13 protein-coding genes are annotated in these 15,763 nt (G+C 64.6%); 11 read left to right on the top strand and 2 right to left on the bottom strand.

Translation table 11 applies throughout. The features are described 5' to 3' along the window. Window positions 1–51: 51 nt before the first annotated feature. Entirely contained in the window at window positions 52–2,562 is a 2,511-nt protein-coding gene (hrpB, locus tag ACSZPK_RS12150) for an ATP-dependent helicase HrpB (RefSeq protein WP_437881718.1), read from the bottom strand. A gap of 176 nt (window positions 2,563–2,738) precedes the next feature. Between hrpB and ACSZPK_RS12155 the strand changes: the two genes are divergently transcribed. After that, on the top strand, window positions 2,739–3,158 hold the full coding sequence (locus tag ACSZPK_RS12155) for a polyribonucleotide nucleotidyltransferase (RefSeq protein WP_437881719.1): 420 nt from the start codon (window positions 2,739–2,741) through the stop codon (window positions 3,156–3,158). Between the two features lie 59 nt (window positions 3,159–3,217). On the opposite strand, the gene azu is transcribed toward ACSZPK_RS12155, so the two are convergent. Continuing rightward, a complete protein-coding gene (azu, locus tag ACSZPK_RS12160) occupies window positions 3,218–3,667 on the bottom strand; it encodes an azurin (protein ID WP_437881720.1) in 450 nt (149 codons plus the stop codon). 237 nt (window positions 3,668–3,904) lie between these two features. On the opposite strand from azu, the gene dsbD reads away from it, so the two are divergent. The 10 genes from dsbD (at window position 3,905) to purD (ending at window position 15,699) form a co-directional block, all read left to right on the top strand. Continuing rightward, the gene (gene dsbD / locus ACSZPK_RS12165) at window positions 3,905–5,659 is read left to right on the top strand and encodes a protein-disulfide reductase DsbD (RefSeq protein ID WP_437881721.1); all 1,755 of its coding nucleotides are present in this window, start codon (window positions 3,905–3,907) and stop codon (window positions 5,657–5,659) included. Between the two features lie 121 nt (window positions 5,660–5,780). Beyond that, window positions 5,781–6,230, top strand: coding sequence for a type II 3-dehydroquinate dehydratase (gene aroQ, locus ACSZPK_RS12170; RefSeq protein ID WP_437881722.1), 450 nt, complete (start codon window positions 5,781–5,783; stop codon window positions 6,228–6,230). Between the two features lie 215 nt (window positions 6,231–6,445). Continuing rightward, window positions 6,446–6,910 (top strand): acetyl-CoA carboxylase biotin carboxyl carrier protein, encoded by a 465-nt coding sequence (gene accB / locus ACSZPK_RS12175; RefSeq protein WP_437881723.1) that lies wholly within the window; start codon window positions 6,446–6,448, stop codon window positions 6,908–6,910. Between the two features lie 17 nt (window positions 6,911–6,927). Beyond that, window positions 6,928–8,283 carry an acetyl-CoA carboxylase biotin carboxylase subunit gene (gene accC, locus ACSZPK_RS12180; protein WP_437881724.1) on the top strand — a complete coding sequence of 452 codons (1,356 nt, stop codon included), beginning with the start codon at window positions 6,928–6,930 and terminating at the stop codon, window positions 8,281–8,283. Window positions 8,284–8,402: 119 nt separating this feature from the next. After that, entirely contained in the window at window positions 8,403–9,281 is an 879-nt protein-coding gene (gene prmA, locus ACSZPK_RS12185) for a 50S ribosomal protein L11 methyltransferase (protein ID WP_437881725.1), read from the top strand. A 341-nt stretch (window positions 9,282–9,622) separates the two neighbouring features. Then, complete coding sequence (locus ACSZPK_RS12190; RefSeq protein WP_437881726.1) at window positions 9,623–10,879, top strand: DUF3426 domain-containing protein; 1,257 nt, start codon at window positions 9,623–9,625, stop codon at window positions 10,877–10,879. 290 nt (window positions 10,880–11,169) lie between these two features. Then, the gene (gene dusB, locus ACSZPK_RS12195; RefSeq protein WP_437881727.1) at window positions 11,170–12,168 is read left to right on the top strand and encodes a tRNA dihydrouridine synthase DusB; all 999 of its coding nucleotides are present in this window, start codon (window positions 11,170–11,172) and stop codon (window positions 12,166–12,168) included. Beyond that, a complete protein-coding gene (fis, locus tag ACSZPK_RS12200) occupies window positions 12,165–12,500 on the top strand; it encodes a DNA-binding transcriptional regulator Fis (protein WP_437881728.1) in 336 nt (111 codons plus the stop codon). Before dusB ends, fis begins: the two co-directional genes overlap by 4 nt. Window positions 12,501–12,594: 94 nt before the next feature. Continuing rightward, window positions 12,595–14,202: a bifunctional phosphoribosylaminoimidazolecarboxamide formyltransferase/IMP cyclohydrolase gene (gene purH / locus ACSZPK_RS12205; RefSeq protein WP_437881729.1), complete on the top strand. Its 1,608-nt coding sequence runs from the start codon at window positions 12,595–12,597 to the stop codon at window positions 14,200–14,202. 198 nt (window positions 14,203–14,400) lie between these two features. Continuing rightward, window positions 14,401–15,699 carry a phosphoribosylamine--glycine ligase gene (gene purD, locus ACSZPK_RS12210; protein WP_437881730.1) on the top strand — a complete coding sequence of 433 codons (1,299 nt, stop codon included), beginning with the start codon at window positions 14,401–14,403 and terminating at the stop codon, window positions 15,697–15,699. The last annotated feature ends 64 nt before the right edge of the window (window positions 15,700–15,763 follow it).

The following is a 15,763-nucleotide window of genomic DNA, read 5'->3' on the forward strand; positions in this document are numbered from 1 at the left end:
TGAGGGTAGAGCTGGCGTCCTCTCCTGCCTCATCTCGGCGCAGAAGCACCGTCACTGCTTGCGTGGCTTGGCCCGCGCGGTCGGCTCGGCGATCAGCGGGTCGTCGGGCCAGTAATGCTTTGGATAACGGCCCTTGAGGTCCTTTTTCACCTCCAGGTAGGTGTTGGCCCAGAAGCTGGCCAGGTCCTGGGTCACTTGCACGGGACGCCTGGCTGGCGACAACAGATGCAACCTGACCGGCTGGCGTCCGCTTGCGATGCGCGGGGTATCGGCCAGACCGAACAGCTCCTGCAGACGCACGGCCAATACCGGATCGCCCTCGCCGTAATCGACGCCAATGCGCGATCCCGAGGGCACCAGCAGGCTGCGCGGCGCCTGCTCGTCGAGGCGCTGCGGCAAAGGCCAGGGCAATAGCGTGGCGAGGATGCCGGGCAGATCGAGACTGGCGAAATGGCTGAGCCGGCTGACCTTGCCCAGCCAGGGCTGGAGCCAATTCTCCAGGCTCGCCAGCAAAGCCGCATCACTGACATCCGGCCAGGCACTGCTTGCGCCATCCAGGCGGCGCAGCAAGGCGATACGCGCCTGCCACTGGCGCAGTTCCGGTGTCCAGGGTAGAAGCTCCAGGCCCTTGCGCCGTACCAGCTCGACCAACGCCCGAGTACGCGCCGATTCGTCCAGGCCGGCCAGGGGCTCACGCTCGATGACCAGTTCGCCGACCCGCCGCTGCCGTTCGGCACGCAACACGCCTTCGCGCTCGTCCCACTCCAGCGTCTCGCGCACGCTGACCTGCTCGGCCAAGGCGCCAGCGAACAGCGCCGGGTCCAGTTCCGTCGCCAGGTAGATACGTTCTTCACGCTGGCCCTGGCGGCTGCCCAGGTCGGCGATCACCAGCCACTCATGCTTCATCAGCGCATCGGGCTCGGCGAATTGCGCGGCACGGCCATTGGCCAGGCGATAGTTGCCAGCCCCGGCACTCCGCTGGCGGGCAATCCGGTCCGGATAGGCGAACGCCAGCAGGCAACCGAGCCAGCGCCCATCCTCGGGCTGTTCGACAGGCGTCACCTTGCCCTTGGGCAATAACGAGCGGAACTGCCGGGCCAACTGCCGGGCACGCTGCACGCCGCCCCGGGACGTTTGGCCGCCCCCCGCCTCGCCGGCCAGGAGCGCCAGGCGGCGGTGCAGGTCGGCCCCGTCGCCACGCAGGATGTCACGCTCGCCGAGCAACGCGGCGAGATCGCATGCCAGTCCGGCGAGCCCGAGCGACTGGCCACGCAACAACAGGTGTGCGATGCGTGGGTGGGTCGGCAATTCAGCCATCGCCTGGCCATGTGGCGTCAGCGCCCCCCGTTCATCCTGCGCGCCCAGGCGGCGCAGCAGGTCGCCGGCCTGGGCCAAAGCGGCTGCGGGCGGCGCATCGAGCCAGGCCAGATCCTCCGCCGCCGCGCCCCAACGGGCGATCTGCAGGCACAGGCCAGCCAGGTCGGCCTGCAGGATTTCGGCCTCGGCATGGGCGGCGAGCTGCTCGTGCTGGCTTTGCGACCACAACCGGTAACACACCCCCGGCTCCAGGCGGCCTGCACGACCAGCCCGCTGCGTGGCACTGGCGCGGGAAATGCGCTGGGTGTCCAGGCGGGTCATGCCGCTGGCCGGATCGAAGCGTGGCACCCTGGCCAGGCCGGCATCGACCACCACCCGCACACCGTCGATGGTCAGGCTGGTCTCGGCGATATTGGTCGCCAGCACCACCTTGCGCTTGCCGGCCGGAGCCTTGTCGATGGCGGCGCGCTGTGCCTGCAGGTCGAGTTCGCCGTGCAGCGGGCACACCAGGATGTCCTCGCGCCCGCGTAGCATGTCGCGCAGTTGTTCATCGACGCGGCGAATCTCAGCCTGGCCCGGCAGGAACACCAACAGGCTGCCAGGCTCGTCCACCAGCGCCTGCTGGATCGTCTGCAACACCCGTGGCTCGATACGTTCACCGGCCTGCCAGGGGCTGCCCCAGCGAATATCCACCGGATGCATGCGCCCTGCGCTGCTCACCACCGGCGCCTCGCCCAGCAGCCGGGACAGCCGCTCGCCCTCCAGGGTGGCGGACATCAGCAGCACCTTGAGCGGCTCGTCGCGCAGCAGCTCGCGGCCATTGAGCGTGAGGGCCAGCGCCAGGTCCGCGTCCAGCGAGCGTTCATGGTATTCGTCGAAAACCACCAGCCCCACGCCGTCCAGCGCCGGGTCGTCCTGCAGGCGGCGGGCGAGGATGCCTTCGGTGACCACTTCGATCCGCGTCCTGGCGCTGACCTTCGACTCCAGGCGGATGCGATAGCCCACGGTTTCACCGACCTTCTCCCCCAACTCGGCCGCCAGGCGCTCGGCGGCGGCCCTAGCGGCAAGACGGCGAGGCTCGAGCATGACGATGGTCTGTCCGGCCAGCCACGGCGCATCGAGCAGGGCCAATGGCACACGGGTGGTCTTGCCCGCGCCGGGCGGTGCTTCGAGCACGACTTCGTGGCGCTCGGAGAGGGCCTGGCGCAAGGCCGGCAATACGGCATCGATGGGTAACGGGGTCATGGCGGCTCCAGAAACAGGGCGCCGATTATAAAGCGCCCTGCGCAGAACCGTTTAACGATGGCCAAGGTCTGAGGCAGCTAGGGTTCCCGTCTCGCCGCGGCCGGGAATAGGCCCTAAATCATTACCGTGCAACATCGGCCTTGTTATAGTGCCGCACCATTTTCCCGGAGGTGTCCATGCGCAAATCGTCCCGCGTCCTTGGCGGTGTCCTCGCCGTCACGCTGCTGACCCAGTTGTCCGCCTGCGGTACGCTGTTTTTCCCGGATCGCCGTGGGCAGATCGATGGCAAGGTCGACCCCTTGGTGGTCGGCCTGGATGCGGTCGGCATCCTGTTCTATGTGATTCCCGGCCTGATCGCCTTCGGCATCGACTTCGCCACCGGCGCCATCTACCTGCCGAACGACAACAAGTACTCGGTGGCGCCCGAGAAACTGCAAGACGCCATCGGCGAAGATGGCAAGGTCGACAGCGCCAAGCTGAAAGCCATCATCCTGCGCGAGACCGGCAAGGACCTGCCGCTGGACGACCCACGCCTGATCCAGCACCACGGCAGCGTCGAGCAACTCGCCACCTACGGTTTGATCCTGCGGGCGTAAGAACCTGCAAAGCAAAACGCCCCGTCGATGCGGGGCGTTTTGCTGTCTGGCGGACGCAATCAGTCGACCAGTTTCAGCTCGCCTTTCATCAGCGCCACGTGGCCAGGGAAGGAGCAGAAGAACTCGTAGGGCGTGCCCGCTTCCAGTTTCGCCACATCGAAGCTGACGGTTGCGGTTTCGCCGCCACCGATGACCTTGGTGTGCGCGATGATGCGCGCGTCGTCCGGCTTCAGGTAGTCCTTGTCCAGGCCCGCGGCCATGCCGTCGCTCGCCACGCCCGGCGCATCGGCGGTCTTGGCCAGTACCCAGTTGTGACCCATCACCTGCTTGGGCATGGTGCCGACGTGCTTGAGCGTCACGGTGAAGCTCTTGCAGCTCTTGCTGACATCGATCGACTTGGTCTCGAAGGTCATCTGGTCGGTGGAATGTACTTCGACCGCACAGTCGGCGGCGAAAGCCTGGGCACTGGCCAGGCCAAGAGCGGATGCGATCACGAGTTTGCGGATCATCGAAAATTCTCCTTGGCGGATGGGAAATATCCGAATCGGGAGACTGCCTCAAAATGTGGCAACTGCCTATCGTCTGTGGCAACTAGACGCACGGTACTTTGGTAGCAAAACGGCCATGGGCCGCAAGCGCCGGGGCAAAAGCGGCTCAGGACGCTCGCGTTTGAGGCTCGTGGGGGCGGCCATCCGCCCCGAGGCTTTCAGGTATGATGCCCACCTGATCCGCCATGCGAGCCTGACATGCGCCGTCTGTTCATCCTGCTGCTCCTGGTCCTGGCCCTGCCCATCAGCGCCAATCCGCTCGACAAGCGCGCCGCTGCGCCGGCCTCGCCACTGGGCAGCACGGCCAGCGGCAACCTCGACTTCCTGCCTGTACAGGAAGCATTTCGCCTGAGCCTGGCCGACAGTTCGCCGACCTCGGCCAGACTGCAGTTCATCATCGCCGACGGCTACTACCTGTACCGCCATCGCTTCCAGTTCCGCGTCGAGCCCAGCGATCTGGCTGCTGGCGAAACCGTGCTGCCGAACGGCGAGGCCAAGCACGACGAGTTCTTCGGCGATGTCGAGGTGTACCACGGTGTGCTGGAACCGCAGATTCCGCTGAACAACCCGTACAACCTGCCCCTGACCATCCACGTCACCTACCAGGGCTGTGCGGACAAGGGCCTGTGCTACCCACCGCAGACCCAGCGCATCGAAGTCGGCGGCAATGCCGGTGACCAGGCAACCGGTCCATCTGCGACACAAAGGATCGACGCGCTGTCCCTGAAGGAACTGTTGTTGTTCTTCCTTGCCGGTATCGGCCTGGCGCTTACGCCTTGCGTATTGCCGATGTTGCCGATTCTCTCGGGCGTGGTCCTGCGAGGCCAGAGCGGCGGTCTTCGCGGCCTGAGCCTGTCACTCGCCTATGTGCTGCCGATGGCCGCCTCCTTTGCCGTGCTCGGCGCACTGATGGGCCTGTTCGGCGCCCAACTGAACCTGCAGGCGCGCCTGCAATCGGCCTGGGTACTGGTACCGTTCGCCGCGTTCTTCGTAGCCTTCGCCCTGGCCATGTTCGGCGTCTACGAACTGCGCCTGCCGCGCTTCATCAGCGAACCGCTGGACCGGCTCGCCGGCAATGCCCGTGGCGGTTCGATCTGGGGCGCCGCCGTGCTTGGCGTGCTCTCCAGCCTGCTGGTCTCGCCCTGCGTGTCCGCGCCCCTGGCTGGCGCGCTGCTTTATATAAGCAGCAGTGGCGACGCCCTCGGCGGCGGTTTCAAACTGTTTGCCCTGGGCCTGGGCATGGGCGCGCCCCTGATTGTCATCGCCACCGGCGGCGGCGCCCTGCTGCCACGCAGCGGCGGCTGGATGATCGCCGTGCGCAATCTGTTCGGCGTATTGCTGCTCGGCGTCGCCGTCTGGCTGCTGGAACGGGTGCTTCCCGGCCCCCTCGGCCTGGCCCTGTGGGCGCTGCTGGCCGTCGGCATCGGTATCGCGCTGATCCGTCTCGGCCTGCGACATGGCGGCACTGCGCGCGTCCTGGCTCTACTCGGCGGCGCGCTGCTGCTGGCCTATGCCTTGACTGGCGCGATCGGTGCCAGCCGTGGCGGTAGCGATCCGCTGCGCCCCTGGGCGGGAAAACTGGAAACCGGCCAATGGCAGACCATCAGCGATCCGCGCGAACTCGACGCAGCCCTGGCCGCCGCGGCGAAAGCCGGGCAGCCACTGCTGCTCGACTGGTACGCCGACTGGTGCATCAGCTGCAAGGTGATCGAGCGCGAAGTGTTCACCGCCCCCGAGGTGGTTCGCCAACTCGACGGCCTGCGCCTGATCCGCTTCGATATCACCGACAGTACCGTCGAGCAGCGCGCCCTGCTGGATCGCTACAAACTGTTCGGCCCACCCGCGATCCTGTTCTTCGACGCGCGCGGAAAAGAAAATCAGGATGCCCGCGTGATCGGCGAAATAGACGCCAAGGGCTTTTCCGCCAAGCTGAGCCAGGTACGCGACGAATAAACGTGACCTTTCGGTCATCTTCCACCAAAATCGCCCATCGTGCCGGTGACTGGACAGTCCCGGCATCTTTCGGCAAAGTCTCGCCTTTGCTCGAACTGCCCCTCTGACAAGGAATCGCCCGATGGCCACTCTGCTGGTGCTGCACGGTCCCAACCTGAACATGCTCGGTACCCGCGAGCCCGGTACCTACGGCTCGACCACCCTGGCGCAGATCAACCAGGATCTGGAGCAGCGTGCCCGCGATGCCGGCCATCACCTGATGTACTTGCAGAGCAACGCCGAGTACGAACTGATCGACCGCATCCACGCCGCCAAGGGCGAAGGCGTCGACTTCATCGTGATCAATCCGGCGGCTTTTACCCACACCAGCGTCGCCCTACGTGACGCGTTGCTGGCGGTGAGCATCCCATTCATCGAAGTGCACCTGTCCAACGTGCACAAGCGCGAACCGTTCCGTCACCACTCCTACTTTTCCGATGTGGCAGTCGGGGTGATCTGCGGCCTCGGCGCCACCGGCTATCGCCTGGCACTGGAGTCTGCGCTGGAAAAACTGGCGAGCAAAAATACCTGATACCGACGCCATTACAGATCGTGTGAAAGCGTAGCGAGCGAAGGTCAGGCAAGGCGAAAAACGGCGAAAAAGCGCAGTTTACAAATTGTAAATGAGCATTTTGAGCCGGTTTTTAACGCAGCATGACCGAGTGCAGTAGCTTTCACACAATCTGTTCAAGCGGCGGTTCATCCGTACACATGAACGACCCTGACCAGACTGGGAGTTGAACACCTATGGATATCCGTAAAGTCAAGAAACTGATCGAGCTGCTGGAAGAGTCCGGCATCGACGAACTGGAAATCAAGGAAGGCGAAGAGTCCGTACGCATCAGCCGCCATGGCAAGCAAGTCGCCGCGCCGGTCTATGCCGCCGCTCCGGCTCCGGTCGCCGCGCCTGTCGCCGCAGCCCCGGTCGCTGCCGCCGTGGCTACCGCTGACGCCGCTCCGGCCGCCGCCAAGCTGAACGGCCACGTGGTTCGCTCGCCGATGGTCGGCACCTTCTACCGCGCCGCCTCGCCAACCTCGGGCAACTTCGTCGAAGTCGGCCAGACCGTGAAGAAAGGCGACATCCTGTGCATCGTCGAAGCCATGAAGATGATGAACCACATCGAGGCCGAAGCCAGCGGCACGATCGAATCCATCCTGGGCGAGAACGGCCAGCCGGTGGAATACGATCAACCGCTGTTCACCATCGTCTGATGCACGGGGAACCCGTAATGCAGAAGCTGGAAAAAGTCCTGATCGCCAACCGTGGCGAAATCGCCCTGCGTATCCTGCGCGCCTGCAAGGAGCTGGGCATCAAGACGGTGGCCGTGCACTCCACCGCCGACCGTGAGTTGATGCACCTGGGCCTGGCCGACGAATCCGTCTGCATCGGCCCGGCGCCTGGCAACCAGTCGTACCTGAACATCCCGGCGATCATCAGCGCCGCCGAAGTCACCGGCGCCACCGCGATCCACCCGGGCTACGGCTTCCTGGCCGAGAACGCCGACTTCGCCGAGCAGGTGGAAAAATCCGGCTTCGCCTTCATCGGCCCGAAAGCCGACACCATTCGCCTGATGGGCGACAAGGTCTCGGCCAAGGACGCCATGATCAAGTCCGGCGTGCCCGTGGTTCCCGGCTCCGCCGGCCCGCTGCCGGAAGACGAGGACGAAGCCATCCGCATCGCCCGTGAAGTCGGCTACCCGGTGATCATCAAGGCCGCTGGCGGCGGCGGCGGTCGCGGCATGCGTGTGGTGTGGAAGGAAGAAGACCTGATCAAGTCGGCCAAGCTGACCCGCACCGAAGCCGGTGCCGCGTTCGGCAACCCGATGGTCTATCTGGAGAAATTCCTCGGCAACCCGCGTCACGTCGAAGTCCAGGTGCTGTCCGACGGCCAGGGCAACGCCATCCATCTGTTCGACCGCGACTGCTCGCTGCAGCGCCGTCACCAGAAGGTCCTGGAAGAAGCCCCGGCGCCGCTGCTCGACGAGAAGGCCCGCGCCGAAGTGCTGCAGCGCTGCGTCGATGCCTGCATCGAGATCGGCTACCGTGGCGCCGGCACCTTCGAGTTCCTCTATGAAGACGGCCGTTTCTACTTCATCGAGATGAACACCCGCGTACAGGTCGAGCACCCGGTCACCGAAATGGTCACTGGCGTCGACATCGTCAAGGAGATGCTCAGCATCGCCGCGGGCAACAAGCTGTCGATCAAGCAGGAAGACGTGAAGATCCTCGGCCACTCCCTGGAGTGCCGGATCAACGCCGAAGACCCGGACAACTTCATGCCCTGCCCTGGCAAGGTGAAGCATTTCCACGCGCCGGGCGGCAACGGCATCCGTGTCGATTCGCACCTGTACAGCGGCTACTCGGTGCCGCCGAACTACGACTCGCTGATCGGCAAGCTGATCAGCTACGGGCGTACCCGCGAGGAAGCCATGGCGCGCATGCGCAATGCCCTGGACGAAATCGTGGTCGACGGCATCAAGACCAACATCCCGCTGCATCGCGACCTGACCCGCGACAAAGGCTTCAACAAGGGTGGTGTGAACATTCACTACCTGGAGAAGAAGCTGGGGATGGACAAGCACTGATCTACTTGCTCGCAAGCAGTATCATGCGCACCTCGACAGGGAGCGGCCAAGGCCGCTCCCTTGTTTTTTCTCACGACCTAAGGCACTCCGCCTGAGACATCCACCAACGGGAGCCCGCCATGCCCTGGCTACAAGTCCGTCTCGCCATCACCCCGGAGCAGGCTGAAACCTACGAAGACGCCCTGCTCGGCGTAGGCGCGGTTTCTGTCACCTTCATGGACGCCGAAGACCAGCCGATCTTCGAGCCGGACCTGGGCACCACGCCACTGTGGTCGCACACCCACCTGCTGGCCCTGTTCGAGGCCGATACCGATGCGAACGATCTGGTCGCGCACCTGCAATTGCTGACCGGCGCGCCGCTGCCCGAGCACCAGATCGAGCACATCGAGGACCAGGACTGGGAACGCAGCTGGATGGAGAACTTCCACCCGATGCGTTTCGGCCAGCGCCTGTGGATCGTGCCGAGCTGGCACGAAGCGCCGGAACCGGATGCGGTGAACCTGCTGCTCGACCCAGGCCTGGCCTTCGGCACCGGCACCCACCCGACTACCGCGCTGTGCCTGGAATGGCTGGATGGCCAGGCGCTGGACGGTTGCGACGTGCTCGATTTCGGTTGTGGCTCGGGCATCCTGGCGATTGCCGCCCTGCTCCTCGGCGCGCCGCGCGCCGTGGGTACCGACATCGACCCGCAAGCCCTGGAGGCCTCGCACGACAATGCCTCGCGCAATGGCATCGATCCGGCGCGCTTCCCGGTCTACCTGCCGACCGACCTGCCACAGCAGCCTGCTGACGTGGTGGTCGCCAACATCCTCGCCGGTCCGCTGGTGTCGCTGGCCGCGCAGATCACCCGCCTGGTGAAGCCAGGCGGACGCCTGGCCCTGTCTGGCATCCTCGCCGAACAGGCGGAAGAAGTCCGGGCGGCCTATGAGCAGGATTTCCTTCTCGACCCGACCGCGACCAAGGACGGCTGGGTGCGTATCAGTGGCGTACGACGCTGAGGATCACGGGCCTCGAGGCCGCTTTGAGGCACGAGCGGAAGGTCGGTGGGCGCAAACGTCGAACGCCGCAACGGCCTCAAAACGCCCACACGGCAGACCGTGTGAAAACGTAGCGAGCGAAGGTCAAGCAAGGGCTAGGCGCCCCCGCAAAACGGCGAAAAAGCGCAGTTTACGAGCTGTAAATGAGCATTTTGAGCTGTTTTTTAACGCTGCATGGCCGAGCGCAGTAGTTTTCGCACAGTCTGACAGCCCAGCACCTTCATCGGCACATTGAATCGCCCGCCTGTGCTTTCCCCCCGAGCCTTGGGTAAACTAGCGCCTCGCGTTTTCCGGACCCCCGCATGACTGACAGTTTCGTCACCCAGTGCCCTCATTGCCAGACCAGCTTTCGCATCACGCGAGCCCAGCTGGGAGCCGCGCATGGTGCGGTGCGCTGTGGCGCCTGCATGAAAGTGTTCAACGCCGCCCAGCAAATGCTGGTCGACCAGAACCGCGCACAAAAACCAGCCCCGGCCCCGGAACCGCCAAGAACAGAGCCGCCGATCCCGCAGCCGGCCTACCCGGCGCATCCGGTCGGACAGCAGGCAATGCCGGTGATAGAACCGGCGGCCAAACAGGCAGCGACGAAACAGTCGGTCGACACGGTCTGGATTCACGACGACCTCGATCTCGACAATCTCGACCTCGACGAAGAGCTGGCCAAGCTGGAAGAGCAGGAAATGCAGCTTTCCAGGGACTTTCTCGCTATCGAGGCGAGCAGTCCGTCCGCCATCGCCAAGCTGCGCGACGATGACGACAATGGGCCCGCCCATGATGAAGCCTGGGCCGAAACCCTGCTGCGCGAAGAGAACCGCAAGGCCGAACAGGAAGAAGAGGCCGGGACCATTCGCTACACCCCGCCGCTCGCCGCCAGCCGTGAAGACGACGATGAAATAGAGGCCATAGAGGCCGAAACCGAACGCACCGAACCGACCTTCGACAGCGCCGACACAACGCCGGACGACGAGGTCGAACCGGTCCAGATGAGCAGGCGCAGCGAACCCGGGCTGCGCAACGATCACCTGCTCGACTTCGACCGTGAACCCTTGCAACTGGATTGGCAGGAAGAGCGCAAGCCCTGGGGGCGCTGGCTTGGCTGGGGCCTGTTGAACCTGCTCGCCATCCTCGCCCTGGGCGGGCAATACGTGGTCTACCATTTCGAAGAACTGGCACGCCAGGACGACTACCGCCCGTTGTTCCAGCAAATCTGCCCGGAAATCGGCTGCCAGTTGCCGTCCAAGGTCGACATCGAACAGATCAAGAGCAGCAATCTGGTGGTCCGGAGCCACCCGGACTTCCGCAATTCCCTGGTAGTCGATGCGATCATCTACAACCGCGCCGCCTTCGCCCAGCCGTTCCCGCTGCTGGAACTGCGCTTCGCCGACATCAATGGCCAGTTGCTCGCCAGTCGCCGCTTCAAGCCCAGCGAATACCTCGGCGGGGAACTGGCCGGGCAGTCGGAAATGCCGCCGCAGACGCCCATCCACGTGTCCCTGGAGATTCTCGATCCAGGCGCCAAGGCGGTGAACTACAGCCTGAGCTTCCACTCGCCGGAATAAGCGAGCGCCGGCAGCCACGGGTGAAAAACGACCAGAGCGTACGGGCTCCTTGCCTGATCGCTGGAACTTGTGGTTCGCCTCCAGATCACGACCAACGGCAGTCGCCATATAGAGCCTCGCGACAGGCATGTGCCCTTGGCTGCTCATAATTTGTTCAAAACGTCCTTTATCCAGTCACCGAGAGCGGGTATCATGCCCTCCCTTTTTCGCACTCCCCCAATAGCCGTTTCTCCGGATCTGGCAGGCTACGCCTTTCTCCGAGAAGCGCCCGAACAAGCAGGGACGACTCCATGTCGGTGGTACGCATCGGCTCCTACACATTGCCCAATCAGTTGATCCTCGCCCCCATGGCGGGCGTCACCGATCAGCCGTTCCGGCAGTTGTGCCATCGGCTCGGCGCGGGCATGGTCGTGTCGGAGATGGTCACCAGCGACATGCGCCTGTGGAACAGCCGCAAGTCGCGGCTGCGCCTGATCCATGCCGAGGACGCCGAGCCACGCTCGGTACAGATCGCCGGCGGCGATCCCGAGATGCTCGCCGCCGCCGCCCGCGCCAACGTCGAGATGGGTGCGCAGATCATCGACATCAACATGGGCTGCCCGGCCAAGAAGGTCTGCAACAAGGCCGCCGGCTCCGCGCTGATGAAGGACGAGGAACTGGTCAAGGCCATCCTCCATGCCGTGGTCGCCGCCGTCGACGTGCCGGTGACCCTGAAGATCCGCACCGGCTGGGATCGCGCCAACAAGAACGGCATCACCGTGGCCAGGATCGCCGAGCAGGCCGGCATCAGCGCCCTCGCCGTGCATGGCCGGACCCGCGCCGACCTGTACACCGGCGAGGCCGAATACGACACCATCGCCGCGATCAAGCAGGCGGTATCCATTCCGGTGTTCGCCAATGGCGACATCGACTCTGCGCGCAAGGCCCGCGCCGTGCTGGACGCCACTGGCGTCGACGCACTGCTGATCGGGCGCGCGGCACAAGGGCGACCGTGGATTTTCCGCGAGATCGCCCATTTCCTGGCCACCGGTAGCGAGTTGCCGGCACTGGACCTGGAAGAAGTAGAACGCATCCTGCTGGAGCACATGGTCGCGCTGCATGCCTTCTATGGCGACCCGATGGGGGTCCGCATAGCCCGCAAGCACGTTGGCTGGTACCTGGCAACCTTGCCCGGCGCCCGGGAGTTCCGCGCCGACTTCAATCGTCTGGAAAGCACGGACGCGCAATGCGCCAGTGTCCGGCGGTTCTTCGCCGAACATCAGAATAAAGACACCGAGGTGGCCGCATGACGAGGATGAGCGAGCATTTTTTCGATGAATCAGTTTTCGATGGGGCAGTACCCGTGAGTGACAACGCCAACCTGAAGCAGCACCTGACCACGCCGACCGAGCAGGGTCACACCCTGCGCGGCAGCGTGGAAAAAGCGCTGCGCAACTACTTTGCCCACCTAGAAGGGGCCGAAGTGACCGACGTCTACAACCTGGTCCTGACCGAGGTCGAGGCGCCGCTGCTGGAAACCGTGATGAACTACGTCAAGGGCAACCAGACCAAGGCCTCCGAACTGCTTGGCCTGAACCGCGGCACCCTGCGCAAGAAGCTCAAGCAGTACGACCTTCTCTAACATGCGGCGGCAGGCTCCAGGCCTTGGGCGGCAGGCATGCCCCCCAAGGCCTGGAGCCTGCGGCCTGAAGCCTGTAGCCATTCCTGGAATCGTTATGACCGACCAAACCACCCGCCTTCCCGTCCGCCGTGCGCTGATCAGCGTCTCCGACAAGACCGGCATCCTCGACTTCGCCCGTGAACTCGTCGCGCTCGGCGTGGAAATCCTCTCCACCGGCGGCACCTACAAGCTGCTCAAGGACAATGGCGTCGCGGCCGTGGAAGTCGCTGACTACACCGGTTTCCCGGAAATGATGGACGGCCGGGTCAAGACCCTGCATCCGAAGATCCATGGCGGCATCCTGGGCCGTCGCGCCCTCGATGGCGCGGTGATGGACGCACACGGCATCAAGCCGATCGACCTGGTCGCGGTCAACCTCTACCCCTTCGCCGCCACCGTGGCCAAGCCGGGCTGTGACCTGGCCGACGCCATCGAGAACATCGACATTGGCGGCCCGACCATGGTCCGCTCTGCCGCGAAAAACCACAAAGACGTGGCCATCGTGGTCAATACCAGCGACTACGCCGGCATCGTCGAATCGCTGAAAGCCGGTGGACTGAGCTACGCCCAGCGCTTCGACCTGGCCCTGAAAGCCTTCGAGCACACCGCCGCCTACGACGGCATGATCGCCAACTACCTGGGTACCATCGACCAGAGCCGCGACACCCTGAGCACCGAAGCGCGTGGCCAGTTCCCGCGTACCTTCAACAGCCAGTTCATCAAGGCCCAGGAAATGCGCTACGGCGAGAACCCGCACCAGATCGCGGCGTTCTATGTCGAAGACAGCAAGGGCGAGGCCAGCGTCTCCACCGCGATCCAGCTGCAAGGCAAGGAACTGTCGTTCAACAACGTGGCCGACACCGATGCCGCGCTGGAATGCGTGAAGAGCTTCGTCAAGCCGGCCTGCGTCATCGTCAAACACGCCAACCCGTGCGGCGTCGCCGTGGTCCCGGAAAACGAAGGCGGCATCCGCAAGGCCTACGACCTGGCCTACGCCACCGACACCGAGTCGGCATTCGGCGGCATCATCGCCTTCAACCGCGAACTGGATGGCGAAACCGCCAAGGCCATCGTCGAGCGCCAGTTCGTCGAAGTGATCATCGCGCCGAAGATCAGCGCCACCGCCCGTGAAGTGGTCGCCGCGAAGGCCAACGTGCGCCTGCTCGAATGCGGCGAGTGGCCGGCCGAGCGCGCTGCGGGCTGGGACTTCAAGCGCGTCAACGGCGGCCTGCTGGTGCAGAGCCGCGACATCGGCATGATCACCGCCGCCGACCTGAAAGTGGTTACCCAGCGCGCGCCGAGCGAGCAGGAAATCAACGACCTGGTGTTCGCCTGGAAAGTGGCCAAGTTCGTCAAATCCAACGCCATCGTCTACGCCAAGAACCGCCAGACCGTCGGTGTCGGCGCCGGCCAGATGAGCCGCGTCAACTCTGCGCGCATCGCCGCGATCAAGGCCGAGCACGCCGGCCTGCCGGTGCCCGGCGCGGTGATGGCCTCCGACGCCTTCTTCCCGTTCCGCGACGGTATCGACAATGCGGCCAAGGCCGGCATCACCGCGGTGATCCAGCCGGGCGGCTCGATGCGCGACAACGAAGTGATCGCCGCGGCCGACGAGGCCGGGATTGCCATGGTGTTCACCGGCATGCGCCATTTCAGGCACTAAATCGGCCGCACTGAAACCGGCATCTGCGTCGTTGCCCTGGATTCCGCCAATGCTCATTGCCACTAGGCAACTCCGCTTGTCGAAACCCAGGGCGCCTAGCATCTACCGGCTTCATCGCGACCTCGGAATTCGTAGGGTGGATAACGCTTTGCTTATCCACCGAACGGGCCAGCGGCCCGCCTCCATCGGGAGAGATTCATGAACGTACTGATCATCGGCAGCGGCGGCCGCGAGCATGCCCTGGCCTGGAAAGTGGCGCAGGACAAGCGCGTCGAGAAAGTCTTCGTCGCCCCGGGCAACGCCGGCACCGCCACCGAGAGCAAATGTGAAAACGTCGCCATCGACGTGCTGGATATACAGGCCCTGGCCGACTTCGCCGAACAGAACGTGCAACTGACCATCGTCGGCCCGGAAGCGCCGCTGGTGAAGGGCGTGGTCGATCTGTTCCGCACCCGCAAGCTGGATATCTTCGGTCCGACTGCCGCCGCCGCGCAGCTGGAAGGCTCCAAGGCCTTCACCAAGGATTTCCTCGCGCGCCAGAAGATCCCGACCGCCGACTACCAGAACTTCACCGAAGTCGAGCCGGCCCTGGCCTACCTGCGCGAGAAAGGCGCGCCGATCGTGGTCAAGGCCGATGGCCTGGCCGCGGGCAAGGGCGTGATCGTCGCCATGACCCTCGAAGAAGCCGAGGAAGCCGTACGTGACATGTTGTCCGGCAACGCCTTTGGCGACGCGGGCGCACGGGTGGTGATCGAGGAGTTCCTCGATGGCGAGGAAGCCAGCTTCATCGTCATGGTCGATGGCCAGAACGTCCTGCCGATGGCCACCAGCCAGGACCACAAGCGCGTCGGCGACGGCGACAGCGGCCCGAACACCGGTGGCATGGGCGCCTACTCGCCGGCGCCGGTGGTCACCGCCGAGGTGCACCAGCGGGTGATGGACGAAGTCATCTACCCGACCGTGCGCGGCATGGCCGAGGAAGGCAACGTCTACACCGGCTTCCTGTATGCCGGGCTGATGATCGACAAGGCCGGCAAGCCCAAGGTCATCGAGTTCAACTGCCGCTTCGGCGACCCGGAAACCCAGCCGATCATGGTGCGCCTGGAAAGCTCCCTGGTGCTGCTGGTCGAGGCCGCGCTGGCCAAGGCGCTGGACAAGGTCGAAGCGACCTGGGACCCACGCCCGACCGTCGGCGTGGTCATCGCCGCCGGCGGCTACCCGGGCGACTACGCCAAGGGCGAGGCGATCGAAGGCCTGGACGATGCCGCGCAGCTCGATGGCAAGGTGTTCCATGCCGGTACGGCCCTGAAAGACGGCCAGGTCGTCACCAGCGGCGGCCGTGTGCTCTGCGCCACCGCCATCGGCAACAGCGTGGAAGATGCCCAGCGACAGGCCTACCGCCTGGCCGAAAAGATCCGTTGGAGCGGCAGTTTCTATCGCAAGGACATCGGCTACCGGGCAATTGCCCGGGAACGTGGGGAACATGAAGGTAAATAAGCGGTAAAACCAGCGATAAGGCAGCCTTCATGGCTGCCTTTTCTCTATCTGCCATAGCTATAAT

It is taken from the genome of Pseudomonas sp. LRF_L74 (assembly GCF_965644255.1).
GTDB lineage: Bacteria > Pseudomonadota > Gammaproteobacteria > Pseudomonadales > Pseudomonadaceae > Aquipseudomonas.

Bases quoted from the DNA above. Each gene is read 5' to 3' on its own strand.
- accB (WP_437881723.1), top strand. From the start codon at position 6,446: ATGGATATCCGTAAAGTCAAGAAACTGATCGAGCTGCTGGAAGAGTCC.
- prmA (WP_437881725.1), top strand. From the start codon at position 8,403: ATGCCCTGGCTACAAGTCCGTCTCGCCATCACCCCGGAGCAGGCTGAA.
- purH (WP_437881729.1), top strand. From the start codon at position 12,595: ATGACCGACCAAACCACCCGCCTTCCCGTCCGCCGTGCGCTGATCAGC.
- hrpB (WP_437881718.1), bottom strand. From the start codon at position 2,562: ATGACCCCGTTACCCATCGATGCCGTATTGCCGGCCTTGCGCCAGGCC.
- ACSZPK_RS12190 (WP_437881726.1), top strand. From the start codon at position 9,623: ATGACTGACAGTTTCGTCACCCAGTGCCCTCATTGCCAGACCAGCTTT.
- purD (WP_437881730.1), top strand. From the start codon at position 14,401: ATGAACGTACTGATCATCGGCAGCGGCGGCCGCGAGCATGCCCTGGCC.
- fis (WP_437881728.1), top strand. From the start codon at position 12,165: ATGACGAGGATGAGCGAGCATTTTTTCGATGAATCAGTTTTCGATGGG.
- aroQ (WP_437881722.1), top strand. From the start codon at position 5,781: ATGGCCACTCTGCTGGTGCTGCACGGTCCCAACCTGAACATGCTCGGT.
- accC (WP_437881724.1), top strand. From the start codon at position 6,928: ATGCAGAAGCTGGAAAAAGTCCTGATCGCCAACCGTGGCGAAATCGCC.
- ACSZPK_RS12155 (WP_437881719.1), top strand. From the start codon at position 2,739: ATGCGCAAATCGTCCCGCGTCCTTGGCGGTGTCCTCGCCGTCACGCTG.
- azu (WP_437881720.1), bottom strand. From the start codon at position 3,667: ATGATCCGCAAACTCGTGATCGCATCCGCTCTTGGCCTGGCCAGTGCC.
- dusB (WP_437881727.1), top strand. From the start codon at position 11,170: ATGTCGGTGGTACGCATCGGCTCCTACACATTGCCCAATCAGTTGATC.
- dsbD (WP_437881721.1), top strand. From the start codon at position 3,905: ATGCGCCGTCTGTTCATCCTGCTGCTCCTGGTCCTGGCCCTGCCCATC.